Origin of the sequence: Streptomyces rhizoryzae (assembly GCF_023155275.1) — a bacterium.
GTDB lineage: Bacteria > Actinomycetota > Actinomycetes > Streptomycetales > Streptomycetaceae > Streptomyces > Streptomyces rhizoryzae.
In genome coordinates, this window is sequence record NZ_JALMUV010000022.1 from 45,031 (window position 1) to 59,849 (window position 14,819).

Here is a 14,819-nt window from a genome sequence, read left to right on the forward strand (position 1 = left end):
CCACCCCTCGGTGGCCCACCTTCAGCAGGAGACCTCCTCGTGGAGACCTTCATCCAGCATGCCCGCGGCCTGACGGCCCGTATTGCCCAGCGCAGGGAAGAACAGGAGAGCTACGGCCGGCTCGCGGCCGGCCAGTCGCCCCTCGCCCTGTTCATCACCTGCTCCGACTCCCGCGTCGTCCCGTCCCTGATCACCGGGGCCCGGCCCGGCGACCTCTTCGAACTCCGCACGGCCGGCAACGCCGTGCCCGTCCACCGGGACGGCATGGCCAGCGCCGAGGCCGCCACCATCGAGTACGCCATGCGGGTCCTGCGGGTCGGCGACATCGTCGTCTGCGGCCACTCGCACTGCGGCGCGGTCGGCGCCCGGGCCCGCGGCGAGGACCTGACCGGGGCGCCCGCCGTGCGCGACTGGCTGGCGCTCCAGCTCTCCGACGAACTGCCCGGCGACGACGGGCCGGCCGTCACCGCGGCGGTGCAGCACCACGTGTGCCGGCAACTGGACCGGCTCCGCGGCTACCCGTGCGTCCGGGAACGGCTGGCGGCCGGCGAGGTCCGGCTGCACGGCTGGTTCTACGAGGTGCACACCGGCGCGGTGTCCGTGCACCGGCCGGCCGCCGACGCGTTCCTCCCTCTGTGAAGGCGGGCTGTCCGACATGAAGCGATTCCCTTTCCTCCGGGCGGACTTCACCGCCTCCCTCGTGGTCTTCCTGGTCGCCGTCCCGCTGTGTGTCGGGGTGGCGGTGGCCTCCGGTGTACCGGCCGAACTGGGCCTGGTCACCGGTATCGTCGGCGGGCTGGTCACCGGGCTGCTGCCCGGCAGCAGCCTCCAGGTCAGCGGCCCGGCCGCCGGGCTGACGGTACTGGTCTTCGAGGCCGTCAAGGCGTACGGCCTGGGGGCGCTCGGCGCGCTGGTGCTGACCGCGGGCCTGCTGCAACTGGCCATGGGCGCCCTGAAGCTGGGGCGCTGGTTCCGGGCGATCTCGGTCGCCGTGGTGCAGGGCATGCTGGCCGGCATCGGCCTGGTCCTGATCGCCGGGCAGCTCTACGCGCTGGCGGACGCCAAGGCGCCGGGCAGCGGGCTGGCGAACCTCGGGTCGCTGCCGCGGCTGGTGCTGGACACCGCGCGGTCCGGCACCGCGCTCGCCGCGTTCGCGGTCGGCGCCGGCACCATCGCCGTCCTGGTGCTGTGGCCCCGGTGGCGGCGCGCCGCACGGGTCCTGCCGGCGCCGCTGGCGGCCGTCGCGCTGGCCACCACCGCGGTCTGGGCGCTCGACCTGCCGGTGGCCCGGGTCCGGGTCAGCGGGCTGCTGGACGCGATCCAGCCGCCCGGGCTGGCCGACATCGGCCGGCTGACCGAACTGGGCGTGCTGGGCACGGTGCTGGCGTTCACCCTGATCGCGTCGGCTGAGTCGCTGTTCAGCGCGGCGGCGGTGGACCGGCTGCACGACGGGCCGCGGACCGACTACGACAAGGAGCTGATGGCCCAGGGTGCCGGGAACACGGTGTGCGGGGTGCTCGGCGCGCTGCCGATGACCGCGGTGATCGTGCGCAGTGCCGCCAATGTCCAGGCGGGCGCGCGGACGAAGGCGTCCCGGGTGCTGCACGGGGTGTGGCTGCTGCTGTTCGCGGCGGCCTTCCCGGCGGCGCTGGGCGTGGTGCCGGTCGCCGCGCTGGCCGGGGTGCTGGTGCACGCGGGCTGGAAGCTGATCCCGCTGCGGGAGCTGGGGCCGCTGTGGCGGACGCACCGCGGTGAGGCGGTGGTGCTGTGCGTCACCGCGCTGGCCATCGTGACGGTGAACATGTTCGAGGGCGTGCTGATCGGCCTGCTGCTGGCGGTGGCCAAGACCGCCTGGGAGACCTCGCAGGCCCATCTGGAGGTGCACGTGCCCAGCGTCCCCGGGCCGGTGCGGGTCCGGGCGGTCGGCAACGCCACGTTCCTGCGGCTGCCCAAGCTGCTGGACCAGTTGGAGGCGCTGCCCGCCGACCGGGACGTGGAACTGGACCTGAGCGGCCTGCGCCACGTCGACCACGCCTGCGAGGCGGCGCTGGCGAACTGGGCCGAGCAGCACCGCCGCGGCCGGAGCCGGGCGGTGGAACTGGTCTCCTGAGCCGCGGCCCGGGCCACCGCCGCCACCGTCGCGGGGCGGGGCGGGGCGGCCCGGGCGGCGGGCCCGGCGAACCGGTGCGGCGGAGCCGGAATGATTCCGGCGGCCGGGTCGTTGAACGGATACGAAGAGTGACGACGGATGGCCGGGAGCGAGGAAAGGACGGACGCCATGCCACTGCGGGGAGAGTACGAGCCGAGCCCGACCCAGTGGGTCCGCGAGCAGGTCGCGCTGTACGAGGGATCCGGCGGCACGGAGGGCACCACCCTGCGCGGGCTGCCGGTGATCGTGCTGACCACGCGCGGTGCGCGGACCGGCAAGCTCCGCAAGAGCCCGCTGATGCGGGTCGAGCACGAGGGGAGCTACGCCGCGGTGGCCTCGGTGGGCGGTGCGCCCAGCAATCCGGTCTGGTATCACAACCTGCGCGCCGATCCGCGGGCGGAGCTCCAGGACGGCCCGGTCCGGCAGGACATGACGGCCCGTGAGGTCACTGGCGAGGAGAAGGCGCGGTGGTGGGCGCGGGCGGTCGACGCGTTTCCCGACTACGCCGCGTACCAGGAGCGGACGGACCGCGAGATACCGGTCTTCGTGCTGGAGCCGGCGGCCGCCCCGCACTGAGGCGGCGCCGACGTCCGGTCCGCGGGCTCAGAGCGGCACCAGGGTGACCTCGGTGGCCTTGACACCGGTCCAGACGGGGACGCCGTCGGTCAGGCCGAGTTCCAGGGCCGCCGCCGGCGTGATCTCGGCGACGAGATCGGGGGTCTCGGGCGAGGTGACCAGGACCCGCAGCCGGCTGCCGGCGGCGGTGATCTCCCGTACGGTGCCGGGCCAGGCGTTGCGCGCACTGCCCGCGGGCCGGTCGAGGTGCAGCGAGACCGCCTCGGGCGCGATGATCGCCAACGCCCGCGTGCCGAGGGGCAGTTGGTCGGCGGCGATCAGTCGGCCGCCGTCGGCGAGCACCAGCCCGTCGCCGTCCGCCGTGCCCGGCCAGGCGTTGCGGCCGAGCATCCGGGCCACCCACGGTGAGCGCGGGTGGCGGGTGACCTCGGCCGGCGGGGCGTCCTGCACCGCCCGGCCGTCGTCGAGGACGAGCACCCGGTCGGCCAGCGACACCGCTTCGACCGGGTCGTGGGTGACGATCAGGCACACTCCGCCGAAGCCCGCCAGGTGGGTGCGCAGGGTGTGCCGGACGTGGGCGCGGGTGGTCTGGTCGAGGGCGGCCAGCGGTTCGTCGAGCAGCAGCAGCCGGGGCCGGGCGGCCAGCGCCCGGGCCAGGGCGACGCGCTGCGCCTGGCCGCCGGAGAGCTGGGCGGGCCGGCGGTGGGCGAGGTGCCCGACGCCGAGCCGGTCCAGCCACTGCTGGGCGGCGCGCCGGGCCGCGGCGCGCGGGACGCCCTGGGCGCGCAGTCCGTAGGCGGTGTTGGCCAGCGCCGTCAGGTGCGGGAAGAGCGCCCCGTCCTGGGGCACCCAGGCGACGCCCCGGCGGTGCGGGGGCAGCGCGGTGGCGTCGGTCTCCCCCAGGCGCAAGGCGGCGCGGGCCCTCGGGGTGAGACCGAGCAGTGCGCGCAGCAGGGTGGTCTTCCCCGCGCCGTTGGGACCCACGACGGCGATGGTCGTGCCCGGCCCGGCCCGCAGACCGAGTTCGGTGAATCCGGTGACATCCGCGCACAACGGCCACCGCGCCCCGCCCCCCGCGGTCTCCCCCACCACACCGGAACCACCGGCCGCCGGACCGACAACAACGCCCGCCTCCCCCGCCGGGGGCTCCCCGGAGACGGCCCCCTTACCCACGGCGGACCGGTCGCCCGCGGTGAGCTGTCCGCCGTGGGTGAGCTGTTCACCGTCGGCGGGCAGGTCGCTCCTCAGCCGCCCACCAACGGCATCCGCCTGACCTGGCGCAGCGGGCCTCCGAGCGGTGGACACGTCGTCGGCGGAGGCGTCATCGGCGGTAGGCGCCTCATCGGCAGCGCGGGCCCCACCGGCGGCAAGCAGTTCACCGGCAGTGGGCAACTCACCCCCCACGAGCCCCCCAACAGCAACCGACCCACCAGCGGCAGCCGACCGGGCGGCCGGGGCGGGCCCCCCGGCGGCAGCCGACTCGCCCACCGCAGCGGGCCCCCCGGCGGCGGGGGACACCTCGCCGCCCGCGGACACGCCACCGCCAGCAGGCAGTTGATCGCCGACAGGCAGTTCACCGCCGACAGGCGGTTCACCAGCGGCAGGGGCCCCGGCGGCGGGGACCTCGGCGGCGGCGGAAAGCCCGCCGGTGGCGTCCGTCTTTCCAGCAAGGGGCTCGCCAGCGGCGAGCGGCTCCCCGGCGGCGGTCGCCTCACCAGCCGTGGCCAACCGCCCGGCGCCGGAAGCCCCGTTGGTGGGCGGCGCGTCCTCGCCGGCCGCCCGGTCCGCCGGTCGTCCGGCCCGGCCCGGCCGACCGCTGAGGACCCGCCAACCGGCCCGGTCCGGGCGGCCGGGCCCGCCGGACCGGCCCGGGCGGCGGGGGCCGTCCGCGGGGCCGCCCAGCCACCGCCCGCGCAGGCCGACCAGGACGGCCATGGCGATGACCAGGAGCAGCAGGGAGACCGAGGTGGCGGCCTCCGGGGAGTCCTGGAGGAGCAGGTAGACCTGGAGCGGAAGGGTCTGGGTGGTGCCGGGCAGATTGCCGGCGAAGGTGATCGTCGCGCCGAATTCGCCGAGCGCGCGGGCCCAGGTCAGCGCGGCGCCGGCGGCCAGGCCGGGGGCGACCATGGGCAGGGTGACGGTGGCGAAGACCCGGAAGGGCGAGGCGCCGAGGGAGGCCGCGGTCTCCTCGTAGCTGGGGCGGAGGCCGGCCAGCGTGCCCTCCAGGCTGATGACCAGGAAGGGCATCGCCACGAAGGTGGCCGCGACCACCGCACCGGAGGTGTGGAACGGCAGCACGATGCCGAAGGTGTTCTCCAGCCACGGGCCGAGCAGGCCGCGGCGGCCGAAGCCGAGCAGCAGGGCGACACCGCCGACGGTCGGCGGCAGCACCATCGGCAGCAGCACCAGCGAGCGCACCAGCGCCTTGCCGGGGAAGTCGACCCGGGCCAGCAGCCAGGCCAGCGGAACGCCGAGCAGCAGCGACAGGCCCAGCGCCCAGCAGGACACCAGCAGCGACAGCCGGAGCGCCTGGAGCACTCCGGGGCTGGTCAGGTGGGTGCCGAGCGCGGACCAGTCGGTGCGGGCGAGGATGCCGAGCAGCGGCATCAGCAGGAACGCGACGGCCAGCAGCGCGGGGACGGCCAGTGCGGCGGGGGTGCGGGCACCGGGCGTGCGGTGCCGGCCGGGGCGGGCCGGGGCGGGGGTGCTGGTGCGGCTCATCGGGAGTCCTGGGATCGGGGCGGGGTGCGGGGCCGGGCGGGCCGGGGACGGTGGCGGGGTGCGGGGCTGTCCGCTCCCCGAGCCGGACAGTCCCGCACCCCGCTGCGGTCACGGCTTCTGGAAGCCCGCGTCCTGGAGCAGCTTCTGCGCCTCCGGGGTGCTCAGCCACTTCACGAACGCGGCGGCCGCGGCGGAGTGCTGGGAGGACTTCAGCGTGGCCGCCGGGTAGGAGGCGACCGCGTTCTGGGCGTCGGGGATGTCGATGGCGTCGACCTTGGTGGGCGCGGTGGCGGCGTCCGTCTTGTAGACGAGGCCGGCGTCCGCCTCGCCCAGTTCGACCTTGCTCAGCACCGCACGGACGTTGGGCTCCTGCGAGACCGGCTTGACGGTGAGCTGCTGGGCGTCCAGGACCTTCTTGCTGTAGCGGCCGACCGGCACCTCGGGGGCGGCCAGCACTACCTTGAGCTTGCTGTCGGCGAGGTCCTTCAGCGCGCCGATCTTCTTGGGGTTGCCCTTGCCGGTGGCGATGACCAGGCGGTTCTTGGCGATGACGGTGGGCGTGCCGGTGTCCGCCTGGAGGCCGTCCATGGTCTTGGTGTCGGCGGTGACCAGGGCGTCGGCGGGGGCGCCCTGCTTGACCTGGGCGGCGAGTTCCTGGGAGCCGGCGAAGGAGAAGGTGACCTTGGTGCCCGGGTGCTCCTTCTCGTAGAGTGCGCCGGCCTTCTTGAAGACGTCGGTGAGCGAGGAGGCGGCGAGCACCGTGAGGTCGGCCGCGTCGGCGGAGGCGCCGCCGTCCTTCTTCTTGGCGCCGTCGCCGCTGTCACCGCTGCCGCCGGAGCAGGCGGCGAGCGGGACGAGGAGCGCGGCGGTGACGAGCGCGGCGGCGGCGCGGCGGCGGGTGAGGAAGGGGGACATGGTGCGGGACTCCTTGGTACGCGGGCGAGCGGTCGCCGGGGCGGAGGGGGACACAGCCGCGCCGTGGACGGGCGACGCCGCTGGAGGGGCGGGTCCGGTGGGGACGTGGGGTCGGACCGCCGGGGTCGCGTGGGGGGAGCGGGTCAGGTGCGGTCGATGTGCACGCTGGTGGATTTCACCCGTGCGACGGCCTGCATCCCGACCTCCAGTCCGAGCTCTTCCACCGCTTCGCGGGTGAGCAGGGACACCAGGCGGTGCGGGCCGGCCTGGATCTCGACCTGGGCGGCGACGTCGCCGAGTGTGACGGCGGTGACGATGCCCGGGAAGGCGTTGCGGACGGAGGTGTAGGCGTCGTCCTCCTCGCCGCCGGCGGACTGGCCGACCTCGATCGAGAAGGCGGCGAGGTCCCGGCCGTCGATGAGGCGGCGGCCGCTCTCGTCGCGGTGGGTGGCGACCCGTCCGGCGTCCGCCCAGCGGCGGGCGGTGTCCGGGCTGACGCCCAGCAGACGTGCTGCCTGGCCGATTGTGTACGACTGCATGTGCCACAAGGTATGGGGCGACCCCTCGCATTTACAAGCCTTTTGGCTTTTCTCTCCAGCAGATGCGAGGGCGGTTGGAGGAAGTGCCAAGCGCTGGTTCCGGCCACCGCCCTCGGGGCCCAGGCGCCGGGGCCGCTACCCGAGGGGCGGTATCCGGCGAGGAGTCCGCGGCCCGACGCCCTTACAGTGCGAAGACCGGCCGGCGCCCCGGGCCCGACGGCCGGCCGTTCGCCGCCCGCCGGACGACCCCGGCCGCCCGCCCCGTCGCCTCCCCACCCGAGGAGTGGTCTCCATGAGCCTGAGCATCCGCAACCAGCTGCCCGGGACGGTGCTCGCCGTCACCTCGGGGGAGGTGATGTCGACGGTGGTGGTGCGGCTGGACGGCGGCCGGGAGCTCACCGCCGCGATCACCGTGGACGCCGTCAACGACCTGGGGCTGACGGCTGGTTCACCGGTGCGCGCCCTGGTGAAGTCCACCGAGGTGGCGCTGGCCACCGGCCCGGTCGACGGGCTGAGCATCCGCAACCGGCTCCCGGGGACGGTGGTGGACGTGGCCACCGGCGGCGCGATGGCCGGGGTCCGGGTGGCGGTGGCCGGCGGCGAGCTGACCGCCGCGATCACCAAGGACGCGGCGGCCGACCTGGGCCTCTCCGCGGGCACCGAGGTGACCGCGCTGATCAAGTCCACCGAGGTCGCGCTGGCCGCCGCCGACTGAGCCGCAGGGCGGGTCGCCGGACCGCGGGCACCGGCGGGCGTCCGCGACGTCCCGTCCGCCGTCCGGCACTCCCCCAGCTGCCGCGCGGAGGTGCACCCGGGCACGCACTCCCGCCACACCGGCCACCGCCCCGCCCGCCGGGCGGACGGCGGGACTGTGCGGGCGCCCCTAGCGGCTGCCCCCGGGCGGCGGGCAGGTGCCCACCCAGATCCCGGTGATGGCGCTGATGTAGCGGGCGCCGCAGCGGTCGGAGGGCACCACCAGCTGACTGCCGTCGGTGTCCAGCGGCCGGCCGTCCATGGCGGTGGCCAGCAGGATCGGGGCATCGCCGAAGTCGGCGTCGATCTCCGCCCAGGACAGCACGGCGTGGTGCCCGTCCCCGCCGGAGACGGAGAGCAGGTAGCGGGAGCGGTCCTTGCGCCGCCGGACGTCGAAGGCCGGGCCGGCCTCGTCGAGCACCTCCCGGAGCAGCGGGCCGTCGAAGGTGTGGTGCTGCGGGCCGTTGGTGGCGCAGTCGAAGACCACCGGGGCGTGCCGCTGCGGCCAGCGCCGCCGCAGGTCGGCGACGGTCAGCGCGAGGGGGCGGCGCAGCTGGCCGCTGATCAGGAAGCGCGGGGGCGCGGCGGAGGTGTCCGGGGACGTCCCGCGGACGGCGGTCGGGCGGAGCGGCGGGCTGAGTGGGCTCATGGGTGTCTCCCGGAGACGATGCGCGCGGCGGCTGCCTCCCTGTGATGCCCCGGCGCCGTATGGCTCAATCACATATGCCACCCGACTGCGGAGATTTCCCTCGCGTAAGTGAGGTAAAAGGGGTCAAGAGGGTAGCGGGTCCGGGTCCGTACCCCGCGCGGTCCCGGACCCGCCGGCCTCATACCGACCCCTCCCGCGACGGGTGCGCCCGGGCCGGCCGGCCGTCTTCGGCACCCGCGGCGCGGTGCTCCTCCAGGGCCAGCCACACCGTGTCGCGCAGGAACGGCACCTCGGTGAAGCGGATCCCGGTGGCGTCCCGCAGGGCGTTGCCGAAGGCGGGGGCGACCGGGTTGAACGGGCTCTCGCTCATCGACTTGGCGCCCAGCGGGCCGATGGCGTCCGAGGTCTCCATGAAGTGCACCTCGGTGCGCGGGACGTCGGCGTGGGCGGGCAGCCGGTAGCGGCGGAAGGCGGGGGTGAGCACCTTGCCGCCGGCGTCGATCAGGATCTGTTCGAAGAGGGTGGCGCCGAGCGCCTGGGCCACCCCGCCCTCGACCTGGCCGCGGCACTGCATCGGGTTCATGACCTTGCCCGCGTCGGCGGCGTGGACGCTGCGCAGGATCCGGATCTCGCCGGTGCCGGGGTCGACGGCGATCCGGAACCACTGGGCGTTGAAGGCCACCGAGCGCGGCGAGCCGCCCCAGTGCCCGTCCGCGGCCAGCTCCACGCCGTGTTCGCGGGCGGCCTCGTGCAGTTCCTTGAGGGACACCGTCCGCCCGGCGCACTCCACCGCGTCGGCCAGCAGACGGCACTGGCTCCGCGGGGTGCGGGCGTATTCGGCGGCGAACGACAGGATCCGCTCGGCCAGTCCGTCGGCGGCCCGCATCACGGCCTTGCCGGCGACGACGGTGCCGGCCGAGCCGAAGGCGCCGGTGTCGTGGCGGACCACGTCGGTGTCGGACTGCCGGATGGCGATCCGGTCGACGGTGGTGCCCAGCGCCCCGGCGGTGATCTGCTGGTGGACGGTGGTGGTGCCGTTGCCGAACTCCGCGGTGCCGACGGCGATGTCGTAGCGGCCGTCCTCCAGCAGGGTCACCGTGGCGTCGGCGTAGTGGCCGCCGGGCGGGCCGGTGGCGATCATCGACATCGCGGTGCCCTGGCCGACCAGCCAGCCCTCGGGGGCGTCCGCGGCGCTGCGGTCCTCGGCGATGGCGTCGCGGACGGCCTTCAGGCACCGGTCCAGGCCGTAGCTGGCGATGTGCAGGTCCTCCTCCTCCCCGCCGGGGCTGAGCATGGGCTCGCCGGGGCCGATGATGTTGCGTTCCCGGAAGACCAGCGGATCGATGCCCAGGCGGCGGGCCAGTTCGTCCATCACCGACTCGACGGCGAAGGTCACCTGGCCCAGGCCGTAACCGCGGAAGGCGCCGGCCGGGACGCAATTGGTGTAGACGGAGTAGGCGTTGACCTTCTTGTGCGGGGCGCGGTAGACGGCCATCGACTCGCCGACGCTGTGGAACATCACGGCCGGGCCGTGGTTGCCGTACGCGCCGGTGTTGGCGACGACCCTCAGCTGGAGGGCGGTCAGGGTGCCGTCCCGGGTGGCGCCGGCCTTGACGCCGATGCTGAACGGGTGCCGGGTGGTGGCGCCGAAGAACTGCTCGGCGCGGGTGAACTCCAGCTTCACCGGCCGGTGCAGCCGCATCGCGGCGAGCACCACGATGTCCTCGGTCAGCATCTCCTGCTTGCCGCCGAAGCCGCCGCCGACCCGGCCGGCGACCACCCGGACCCCGTCCTCCGGCAGGTCGTGGAGGGCGCACAGCGCGCGCCGGGTCAGGAACGGGACCTGGGTGCTGGAGCGGACCACGATCCGCTCGCCGTCGCCGTCCTCCTTCTCCTCGAAGTAGGCCAGGGCGCCGTGGGTCTCCAGGCTGGCGTGCTGGACGCGCTGGGTGCGGAAGGTCTCCTCGTAGACCAGGTCGGCCTCGGCGAAGCCCTGCTCGACGCTGCCGATCTCGCCGTGCACCTCGCCGACGACGTTGTCCTGCGGGCGGGCGATGCGGGAGGTGGCGGGGTCCTTGGGGTGCAGCACCGGGGCGCCGGGCCGCATCGCCTCCTCGGCGTCGAGGACGTACGGCAGCACCTCGTACTCCACGGCGATCCGGCGGCAGCCCTCCTCGGCGGCGCCCTCGCTGTCGGCGACCACGGCCGCCACCCGCTGGCCGGCGAAGCGCACCACGTCGTCCAGCACCCGGGTGTCGTCGGGGTCCTCGGTGGGGTGCTCGTGGCGGGCGGAGGAGAACAGCCGCTCGGGGGCGTCGTGGTGGGTGAGGACGAGGCGGACGCCGGGCACCCGCAGCGCTTCGGAGGTGTCGAGGGAGACGATCCGGGCGTGCGGGTGGGGGGAGCGCAGCAGCTTCATGTGCAGCAGGCCGGGGACGTCGATGTCGAAGGTGTAGCGGGCGGTGCCGGTGACCACCTGGGGGCCGGCCGGGGCGCCGAGGCTGCGGCCGACGGATTCGCCGGGCCGGGGCTCCTCGACATGGGTGACGCCGCGGATCGCGTCCTCGATGGCGCGGTAGCCGGTGCAGCGGCAGAGGTTGCCCTTCAACGCCCTTGGCAGGTCGGAGAGTTGGCCCTCGCCGAGCGTTGCGGTGGTCATCAGGAAGCCGGCGGTGCAGAAGCCGCACTGGAAGCCCTGGGCGGCGAGGAACTTCTTCTGGACGGGGTGGAGTTCCCCGTCCGGTTCGGCCAGGCCCTCGACGGTGGTGACCCGGCGGCCGTCGGCGCGGACGGCCGGGTAGAGGCAGCTGTGCACCGGCTCGCCGTCGACGTGGACGGTGCAGGCGCCGCAGTCGCCGGCGTCGCAGCCCTTCTTCACCCCGAACCAGCCGCGCTCGCGCAGGTAGGTGCGCAGGCACTGGCCGGGCCGCGGTGCGGCGTCGAAGTCCCGGCCGTTGACGTGGAGGGCGTAGCTCATCGGGTGGCCTCCTTCGGGGACGGCGGGCGGGTGGTGAGTTCGGTGCGGATCTCCTCGGCGAGGCGGAGCGCCATGTGCCGCCGCCAGGCGGGGAGGCCGTGGATGTCGTCGAACCACTCGTGGTCGGCGACGGCCCCGTCGAGCGCGCTGCGCAGGGTGTCGGCGCCGGGCGGCAGGGGGAACCACAGGCGGAACGGGCGGACGGTGGCGGCGGTGACGGTGACGGCCAGGGAGCCGTCCAGCGGATCGAGGGCGCCGATGACCAGGGCGCCGGACCGGCCGAGTCCGTAGAGGGAGACCTGGCGGAAGGCGGTGCGGCAGGTCAGCGCGCGGGCGGACAGGGTGACCGAGCGCAGCAGTTCGCCCTCGCCGAGGTCCTTGCGGCCGGCGCCGGTGATGAAGTCGGTGACCTTGACCCGGCGCCGGGAGCCGTCCTGGGCCTGGAGCAGGCAGCTGCCGTCGAGGGCGGCGATGAGCGAGATCATCGGGCCGGCGGGCAGCCCGTTGCAGAGGTTGCCGCCGACGGTGGCCATGTTCCAGATCTTGAACGAGGCCAGGAAGGCGCGGCAGCACTGCTCGAAGAGCGGTGCGGCCGGGGCGGAGTGGTCGGCCGCGAAGCGGGAGAGCTGGGCGATGGTGCAGGTGGCGGCGATCTCCAGGGAGCCGTCCGGCAGCCGGGTGACCGGTTCCCAGCCCATCCGGCCGAGGTCCACCAGGCGGCGCAGGTGCGGCTGGGGTTCGGAGAAGAGGTAGGTGCCGCCGCCCAGGTAGGCGTCGCCGGTCTGCCAGGGGACGCGCTGCCGGGCGTCGCGCACCTCCAGCACGGTGTTCAGGTCCATGCCGCCGAGTGAAGCAACCGGGCGGCACCGGGCACGACTGGTCCGCAGCATGGAAAACGCACCAAGGCCCGGGCCCGGGACTGGATGATCAACCAAGAGGGATATCCGGGGGAACGGCTGGCATTTACGATGCCAGGACCCACATTCGCCTGGTGAATGTGAGATGCCGGGCCGTCCGCTCGGCAGCCGTCCAAGGAGCCACCACATGCACGTCCACGACCTCCTCCAGCTCGATGCGCTCGACCTGACCCTCCTGTGGGGCGAGGACCCCCTGCTCGGCCGAGAGGTCAGCGGGGTCACCGCCACCGACCTGGAGGACCCGGCGCGGTTCCTCCAGCCGGGGGAGCTGGTGCTGAGCGGGCTGGTGTGGTGGGCCCCGGACGACGGCCGGGAGAAGGTGGACCGCTTCGTGGCGGCGCTGGCGGACGCCGGGGCGGCCGCCCTGCTGGCCGGCGAGGAGACCCACGGCGCCATCCCGGAGGTACTGGTCGAGTCCTGCCGGGCGCACCGCGTCGCGCTGCTCGCGGTCCCCGCGCACACCTCCTTCCGGGCCATCACCGAGGCGGTGTACCTGCGCCGCTGGGGGGATCTCAGCCGCCGCCCCACCGGCCACTTCGCGCTGCCGGAGAACGTCCGCGCCGAACTGACCGCCCTGCTGGCCGCGGACGCCGGGCCGGACGCCCTGCTGGACCGGGCGTTCGCGCACCTGGGCGGCCCGGCCTGCGCGCTGCTGACCGCCGCCGGCCGGATGGTGGCCCGCACGCCCGGCACCCCACACCTGACGCCCCGTCAGGCCAGGGCGGCACTCGCCGCGGGCACCGGCAGCACCCTGCGGATCGAGGGCGAGCCCGGACCGTACGACGCGTGGTTCCTGCACCTGCGCGGTGCCGACGACGCCCCGCCGCGGGTGCTGCACGAGATCGCCGAGGTCGTCGCGCAGTACCGGCATCTGCACGAGGCGCGGGAGCGGGCGGCGCGGCGGGCGGCGGACGAGCTGCTGGCGCTGGCCGCCGCGGGCCCCGCCGAGGGGCCGGCGCTGGACGCGGCGCTGCACGCCTGCGGGCTGCCCGCGCAGGGGCCGTTTCGGGTGGTGGTGGCGACGCTGGACGGCGGCGAGCCCGGAGCGGCGGTGCGGGCGCTGGCCGAGGGGCTGCGGCACTCCCCCGGCACGCCCTTCGCGGCCGGGCTGCTGCCGGGCGGGGAGGCGGCCGCGGTGGTCGCCGCCGGGTCCGGCGGGGAGACGGCCGCGCCGCTGGCCGCCGTCTGGCCGGCGCTGCACGCGTGCCGTCCGCAGGCGCCGCTGCACGCCGGGGTGAGCGGTCCGGCGGCCACCGCGCAGGGCCTGGAACCGGCGCTGGACCAGGCGCGGTACGCCCTGGCCGCGGCCCGTTCGGCGACGCCGGAGGGCGCCGGGGTGACCTCCGTGGACGACCTGAGCACGCTGGGCGCGCTGCTGTCCGGGGTGCCGGCGGAGGTGCGGGCGGCGTTCAGCAGCCGGGTGCTCGGGCCGCTGGCGCGGGGCGGCAGCGCCTCGCACCGGATGCTGCTGGAGACCCTGGAGATCTTCCTCGCCCAGCACGGTTCCTGGGCCCGGACCGCCGAGGCCCTGCACCTGCACGTCAACACCGTGCACTACCGCATCCAGCGGATAGAGACCCTCACCGGCCGCGATCTGTCCCGGCTCGACCACAAGCTCGATCTGCACGCGGCGCTGCTCTGCCGCTGACGGCGCCGGCCCCGCCCGGGCCGCCGGTGCGGGGCGGGCGTCAGCCGCGTTCGTCGGGCCGGTCGACGTGCACGTGGGTGGACTTGATCCGGGCGGTGGCCTCCACGCCGACCTCGATGCCCAGTTCGTCGACGGCCTCCCGGCTGACCACCGCCACCACCCGGTGCGGTCCGGACTGGATCTCGACCTGGGCGATGACGTCGTCGAGGGTGACGGCGGTGACGATCCCGGCGAAGGCGTTGCGGACCGAGGTGCGGGCCTCCCCCGGCACCGGGTGCAGGCCCGCGGCCCGCTCCTTGGCGAACGCGGCCAGACCCACCCCGTCGATCGCGCGGTTGCCGGCGCCGTCCCGGTCCATCCGCAACTGCCCGCCGTCGGCCCAGCGACGGACGGTCTCCGAACTCACACCCAGCAGCCGGGCTGCCTGGCCAATGCTGTACGAGGGCACGTGCGCACTCTAGGGCCTGACCCGCGGGTCGGTTCCGGAGCCCCTCCGCGCGGCCCGACCGGGTGAACGCCACCGATCGGAGCAGCCCCCGCGCGCACCGGCCGCACCGGGCCCGCACCGGGCCCGTACCGGACGTACGGGGACCGGTCACGCTCCACGGCGCCGACCAACTCCGGCCCACATACGGCAACTTGGCGCGGGTGGGGCCGGAGGGCGGGGCAACGGCGCCCCGACGGGGCGCCGGCGACGGTCACTCACCATCGGTTTAGTCCGGATTGCGGCGGTTTGTGCCGAATGTAAGCCTGGTACCCCATTCGTCGAAGGAGTTGATCGCATGATTACGGATCGCACAGCGCCGGTCGAGACGGCTGCCCTCGCCGCCGAGGTCGAGGGTCTGCTCACCCCCGCCGAGCCCGACGGTGTCTACCGCGATACCCGCGAGTGCGGGGGCGGGCTGCTGCTGCTCGGCCTGCTGCTGATCTCGCCCCCCACCCCTCGCCCGAAGACCGGCCTTCGCTGAGGGGATT

13 protein-coding genes are annotated in these 14,819 nt (G+C 75.1%); 6 read left to right on the forward strand and 7 right to left on the reverse strand.

What is annotated here, in order from left to right:
• The first annotated feature begins 39 nt into the window (after positions 1–39).
• From MUU72_RS18810 to MUU72_RS18820, 3 genes are all read left to right on the forward strand, one after another.
• The gene (locus tag MUU72_RS18810) at positions 40–639 is read left to right on the forward strand and encodes a carbonic anhydrase (RefSeq protein ID WP_248014475.1); all 600 of its coding nucleotides are present in this window, start codon (positions 40–42) and stop codon (positions 637–639) included.
• A 16-nt stretch (positions 640–655) separates the two neighbouring features.
• The gene (locus MUU72_RS18815) at positions 656–2,110 is read left to right on the forward strand and encodes a SulP family inorganic anion transporter (protein WP_248014476.1); all 1,455 of its coding nucleotides are present in this window, start codon (positions 656–658) and stop codon (positions 2,108–2,110) included.
• Between the two features lie 168 nt (positions 2,111–2,278).
• On the forward strand, positions 2,279–2,725 hold the full coding sequence (locus MUU72_RS18820) for a nitroreductase family deazaflavin-dependent oxidoreductase (RefSeq protein ID WP_248014477.1): 447 nt from the start codon (positions 2,279–2,281) through the stop codon (positions 2,723–2,725).
• Positions 2,726–2,752: 27 nt separating this feature from the next.
• On the opposite strand, the gene MUU72_RS18825 is transcribed toward MUU72_RS18820, so the two are convergent.
• The 3 genes from MUU72_RS18825 to MUU72_RS18835 all read right to left on the reverse strand — a co-directional run bounded on the left by MUU72_RS18825 (position 2,753) and on the right by MUU72_RS18835 (position 6,900).
• Positions 2,753–5,446 (reverse strand): ABC transporter permease, encoded by a 2,694-nt coding sequence (locus MUU72_RS18825; RefSeq protein WP_248014478.1) that lies wholly within the window; start codon positions 5,444–5,446, stop codon positions 2,753–2,755.
• Between the two features lie 108 nt (positions 5,447–5,554).
• Positions 5,555–6,361: a molybdate ABC transporter substrate-binding protein gene (gene modA / locus MUU72_RS18830; RefSeq protein ID WP_248014479.1), complete on the reverse strand. Its 807-nt coding sequence runs from the start codon at positions 6,359–6,361 to the stop codon at positions 5,555–5,557.
• Positions 6,362–6,504: 143 nt separating this feature from the next.
• Positions 6,505–6,900 carry a TOBE domain-containing protein gene (locus MUU72_RS18835; protein WP_248014480.1) on the reverse strand — a complete coding sequence of 132 codons (396 nt, stop codon included), beginning with the start codon at positions 6,898–6,900 and terminating at the stop codon, positions 6,505–6,507.
• 292 nt (positions 6,901–7,192) lie between these two features.
• On the opposite strand from MUU72_RS18835, the gene MUU72_RS18840 reads away from it, so the two are divergent.
• Positions 7,193–7,615, forward strand: a complete 423-nt coding sequence (locus tag MUU72_RS18840) for a TOBE domain-containing protein (protein ID WP_248014481.1) — start codon at positions 7,193–7,195, stop codon at positions 7,613–7,615.
• 168 nt (positions 7,616–7,783) lie between these two features.
• Here MUU72_RS18840 and MUU72_RS18845 read toward each other — a convergent pair whose 3' ends face one another.
• The 3 genes from MUU72_RS18845 to MUU72_RS18855 all read right to left on the reverse strand — a co-directional run bounded on the left by MUU72_RS18845 (position 7,784) and on the right by MUU72_RS18855 (position 12,118).
• Entirely contained in the window at positions 7,784–8,302 is a 519-nt protein-coding gene (locus MUU72_RS18845) for a molybdopterin-dependent oxidoreductase (protein ID WP_248014482.1), read from the reverse strand.
• Positions 8,303–8,480: 178 nt separating this feature from the next.
• Positions 8,481–11,279, reverse strand: a complete 2,799-nt coding sequence (locus MUU72_RS18850) for a molybdopterin-dependent oxidoreductase (RefSeq protein ID WP_248014483.1) — start codon at positions 11,277–11,279, stop codon at positions 8,481–8,483.
• Positions 11,276–12,118 (reverse strand): FAD binding domain-containing protein, encoded by an 843-nt coding sequence (locus MUU72_RS18855; RefSeq protein WP_248014484.1) that lies wholly within the window; start codon positions 12,116–12,118, stop codon positions 11,276–11,278. The genes MUU72_RS18850 and MUU72_RS18855 overlap by 4 nt, the downstream gene beginning before the upstream one ends.
• A gap of 205 nt (positions 12,119–12,323) precedes the next feature.
• Here MUU72_RS18855 and MUU72_RS18860 point away from each other — a divergent pair, with 205 nt between their 5' ends.
• Positions 12,324–13,844: a helix-turn-helix domain-containing protein gene (locus MUU72_RS18860; RefSeq protein ID WP_248014485.1), complete on the forward strand. Its 1,521-nt coding sequence runs from the start codon at positions 12,324–12,326 to the stop codon at positions 13,842–13,844.
• Between the two features lie 40 nt (positions 13,845–13,884).
• Here MUU72_RS18860 and MUU72_RS18865 read toward each other — a convergent pair whose 3' ends face one another.
• Entirely contained in the window at positions 13,885–14,292 is a 408-nt protein-coding gene (locus MUU72_RS18865) for a TOBE domain-containing protein (RefSeq protein WP_248014486.1), read from the reverse strand.
• Between the two features lie 334 nt (positions 14,293–14,626).
• Between MUU72_RS18865 and MUU72_RS18870 the strand changes: the two genes are divergently transcribed.
• On the forward strand, positions 14,627–14,812 hold the full coding sequence (locus MUU72_RS18870) for a hypothetical protein (RefSeq protein ID WP_248014487.1): 186 nt from the start codon (positions 14,627–14,629) through the stop codon (positions 14,810–14,812).
• The last annotated feature ends 7 nt before the right edge of the window (positions 14,813–14,819 follow it).

What these genes read in the sequence shown, in the direction of transcription:
- MUU72_RS18850 (WP_248014483.1), bottom strand. Translation starts at nt 11,279, where the DNA reads ATGAGCTACGCCCTCCACGTCAACGGCCGGGACTTCGACGCCGCACCG.
- MUU72_RS18825 (WP_248014478.1), bottom strand. Translation starts at nt 5,446, where the DNA reads ATGAGCCGCACCAGCACCCCCGCCCCGGCCCGCCCCGGCCGGCACCGC.
- MUU72_RS18835 (WP_248014480.1), bottom strand. Translation starts at nt 6,900, where the DNA reads ATGCAGTCGTACACAATCGGCCAGGCAGCACGTCTGCTGGGCGTCAGC.
- modA (WP_248014479.1), bottom strand. Translation starts at nt 6,361, where the DNA reads ATGTCCCCCTTCCTCACCCGCCGCCGCGCCGCCGCCGCGCTCGTCACC.
- MUU72_RS18815 (WP_248014476.1), top strand. Translation starts at nt 656, where the DNA reads ATGAAGCGATTCCCTTTCCTCCGGGCGGACTTCACCGCCTCCCTCGTG.
- MUU72_RS18870 (WP_248014487.1), top strand. Translation starts at nt 14,627, where the DNA reads ATGATTACGGATCGCACAGCGCCGGTCGAGACGGCTGCCCTCGCCGCC.
- MUU72_RS18845 (WP_248014482.1), bottom strand. Translation starts at nt 8,302, where the DNA reads ATGAGCCCACTCAGCCCGCCGCTCCGCCCGACCGCCGTCCGCGGGACG.
- MUU72_RS18860 (WP_248014485.1), top strand. Translation starts at nt 12,324, where the DNA reads ATGCACGTCCACGACCTCCTCCAGCTCGATGCGCTCGACCTGACCCTC.
- MUU72_RS18820 (WP_248014477.1), top strand. Translation starts at nt 2,279, where the DNA reads ATGCCACTGCGGGGAGAGTACGAGCCGAGCCCGACCCAGTGGGTCCGC.
- MUU72_RS18855 (WP_248014484.1), bottom strand. Translation starts at nt 12,118, where the DNA reads ATGGACCTGAACACCGTGCTGGAGGTGCGCGACGCCCGGCAGCGCGTC.
- MUU72_RS18840 (WP_248014481.1), top strand. Translation starts at nt 7,193, where the DNA reads ATGAGCCTGAGCATCCGCAACCAGCTGCCCGGGACGGTGCTCGCCGTC.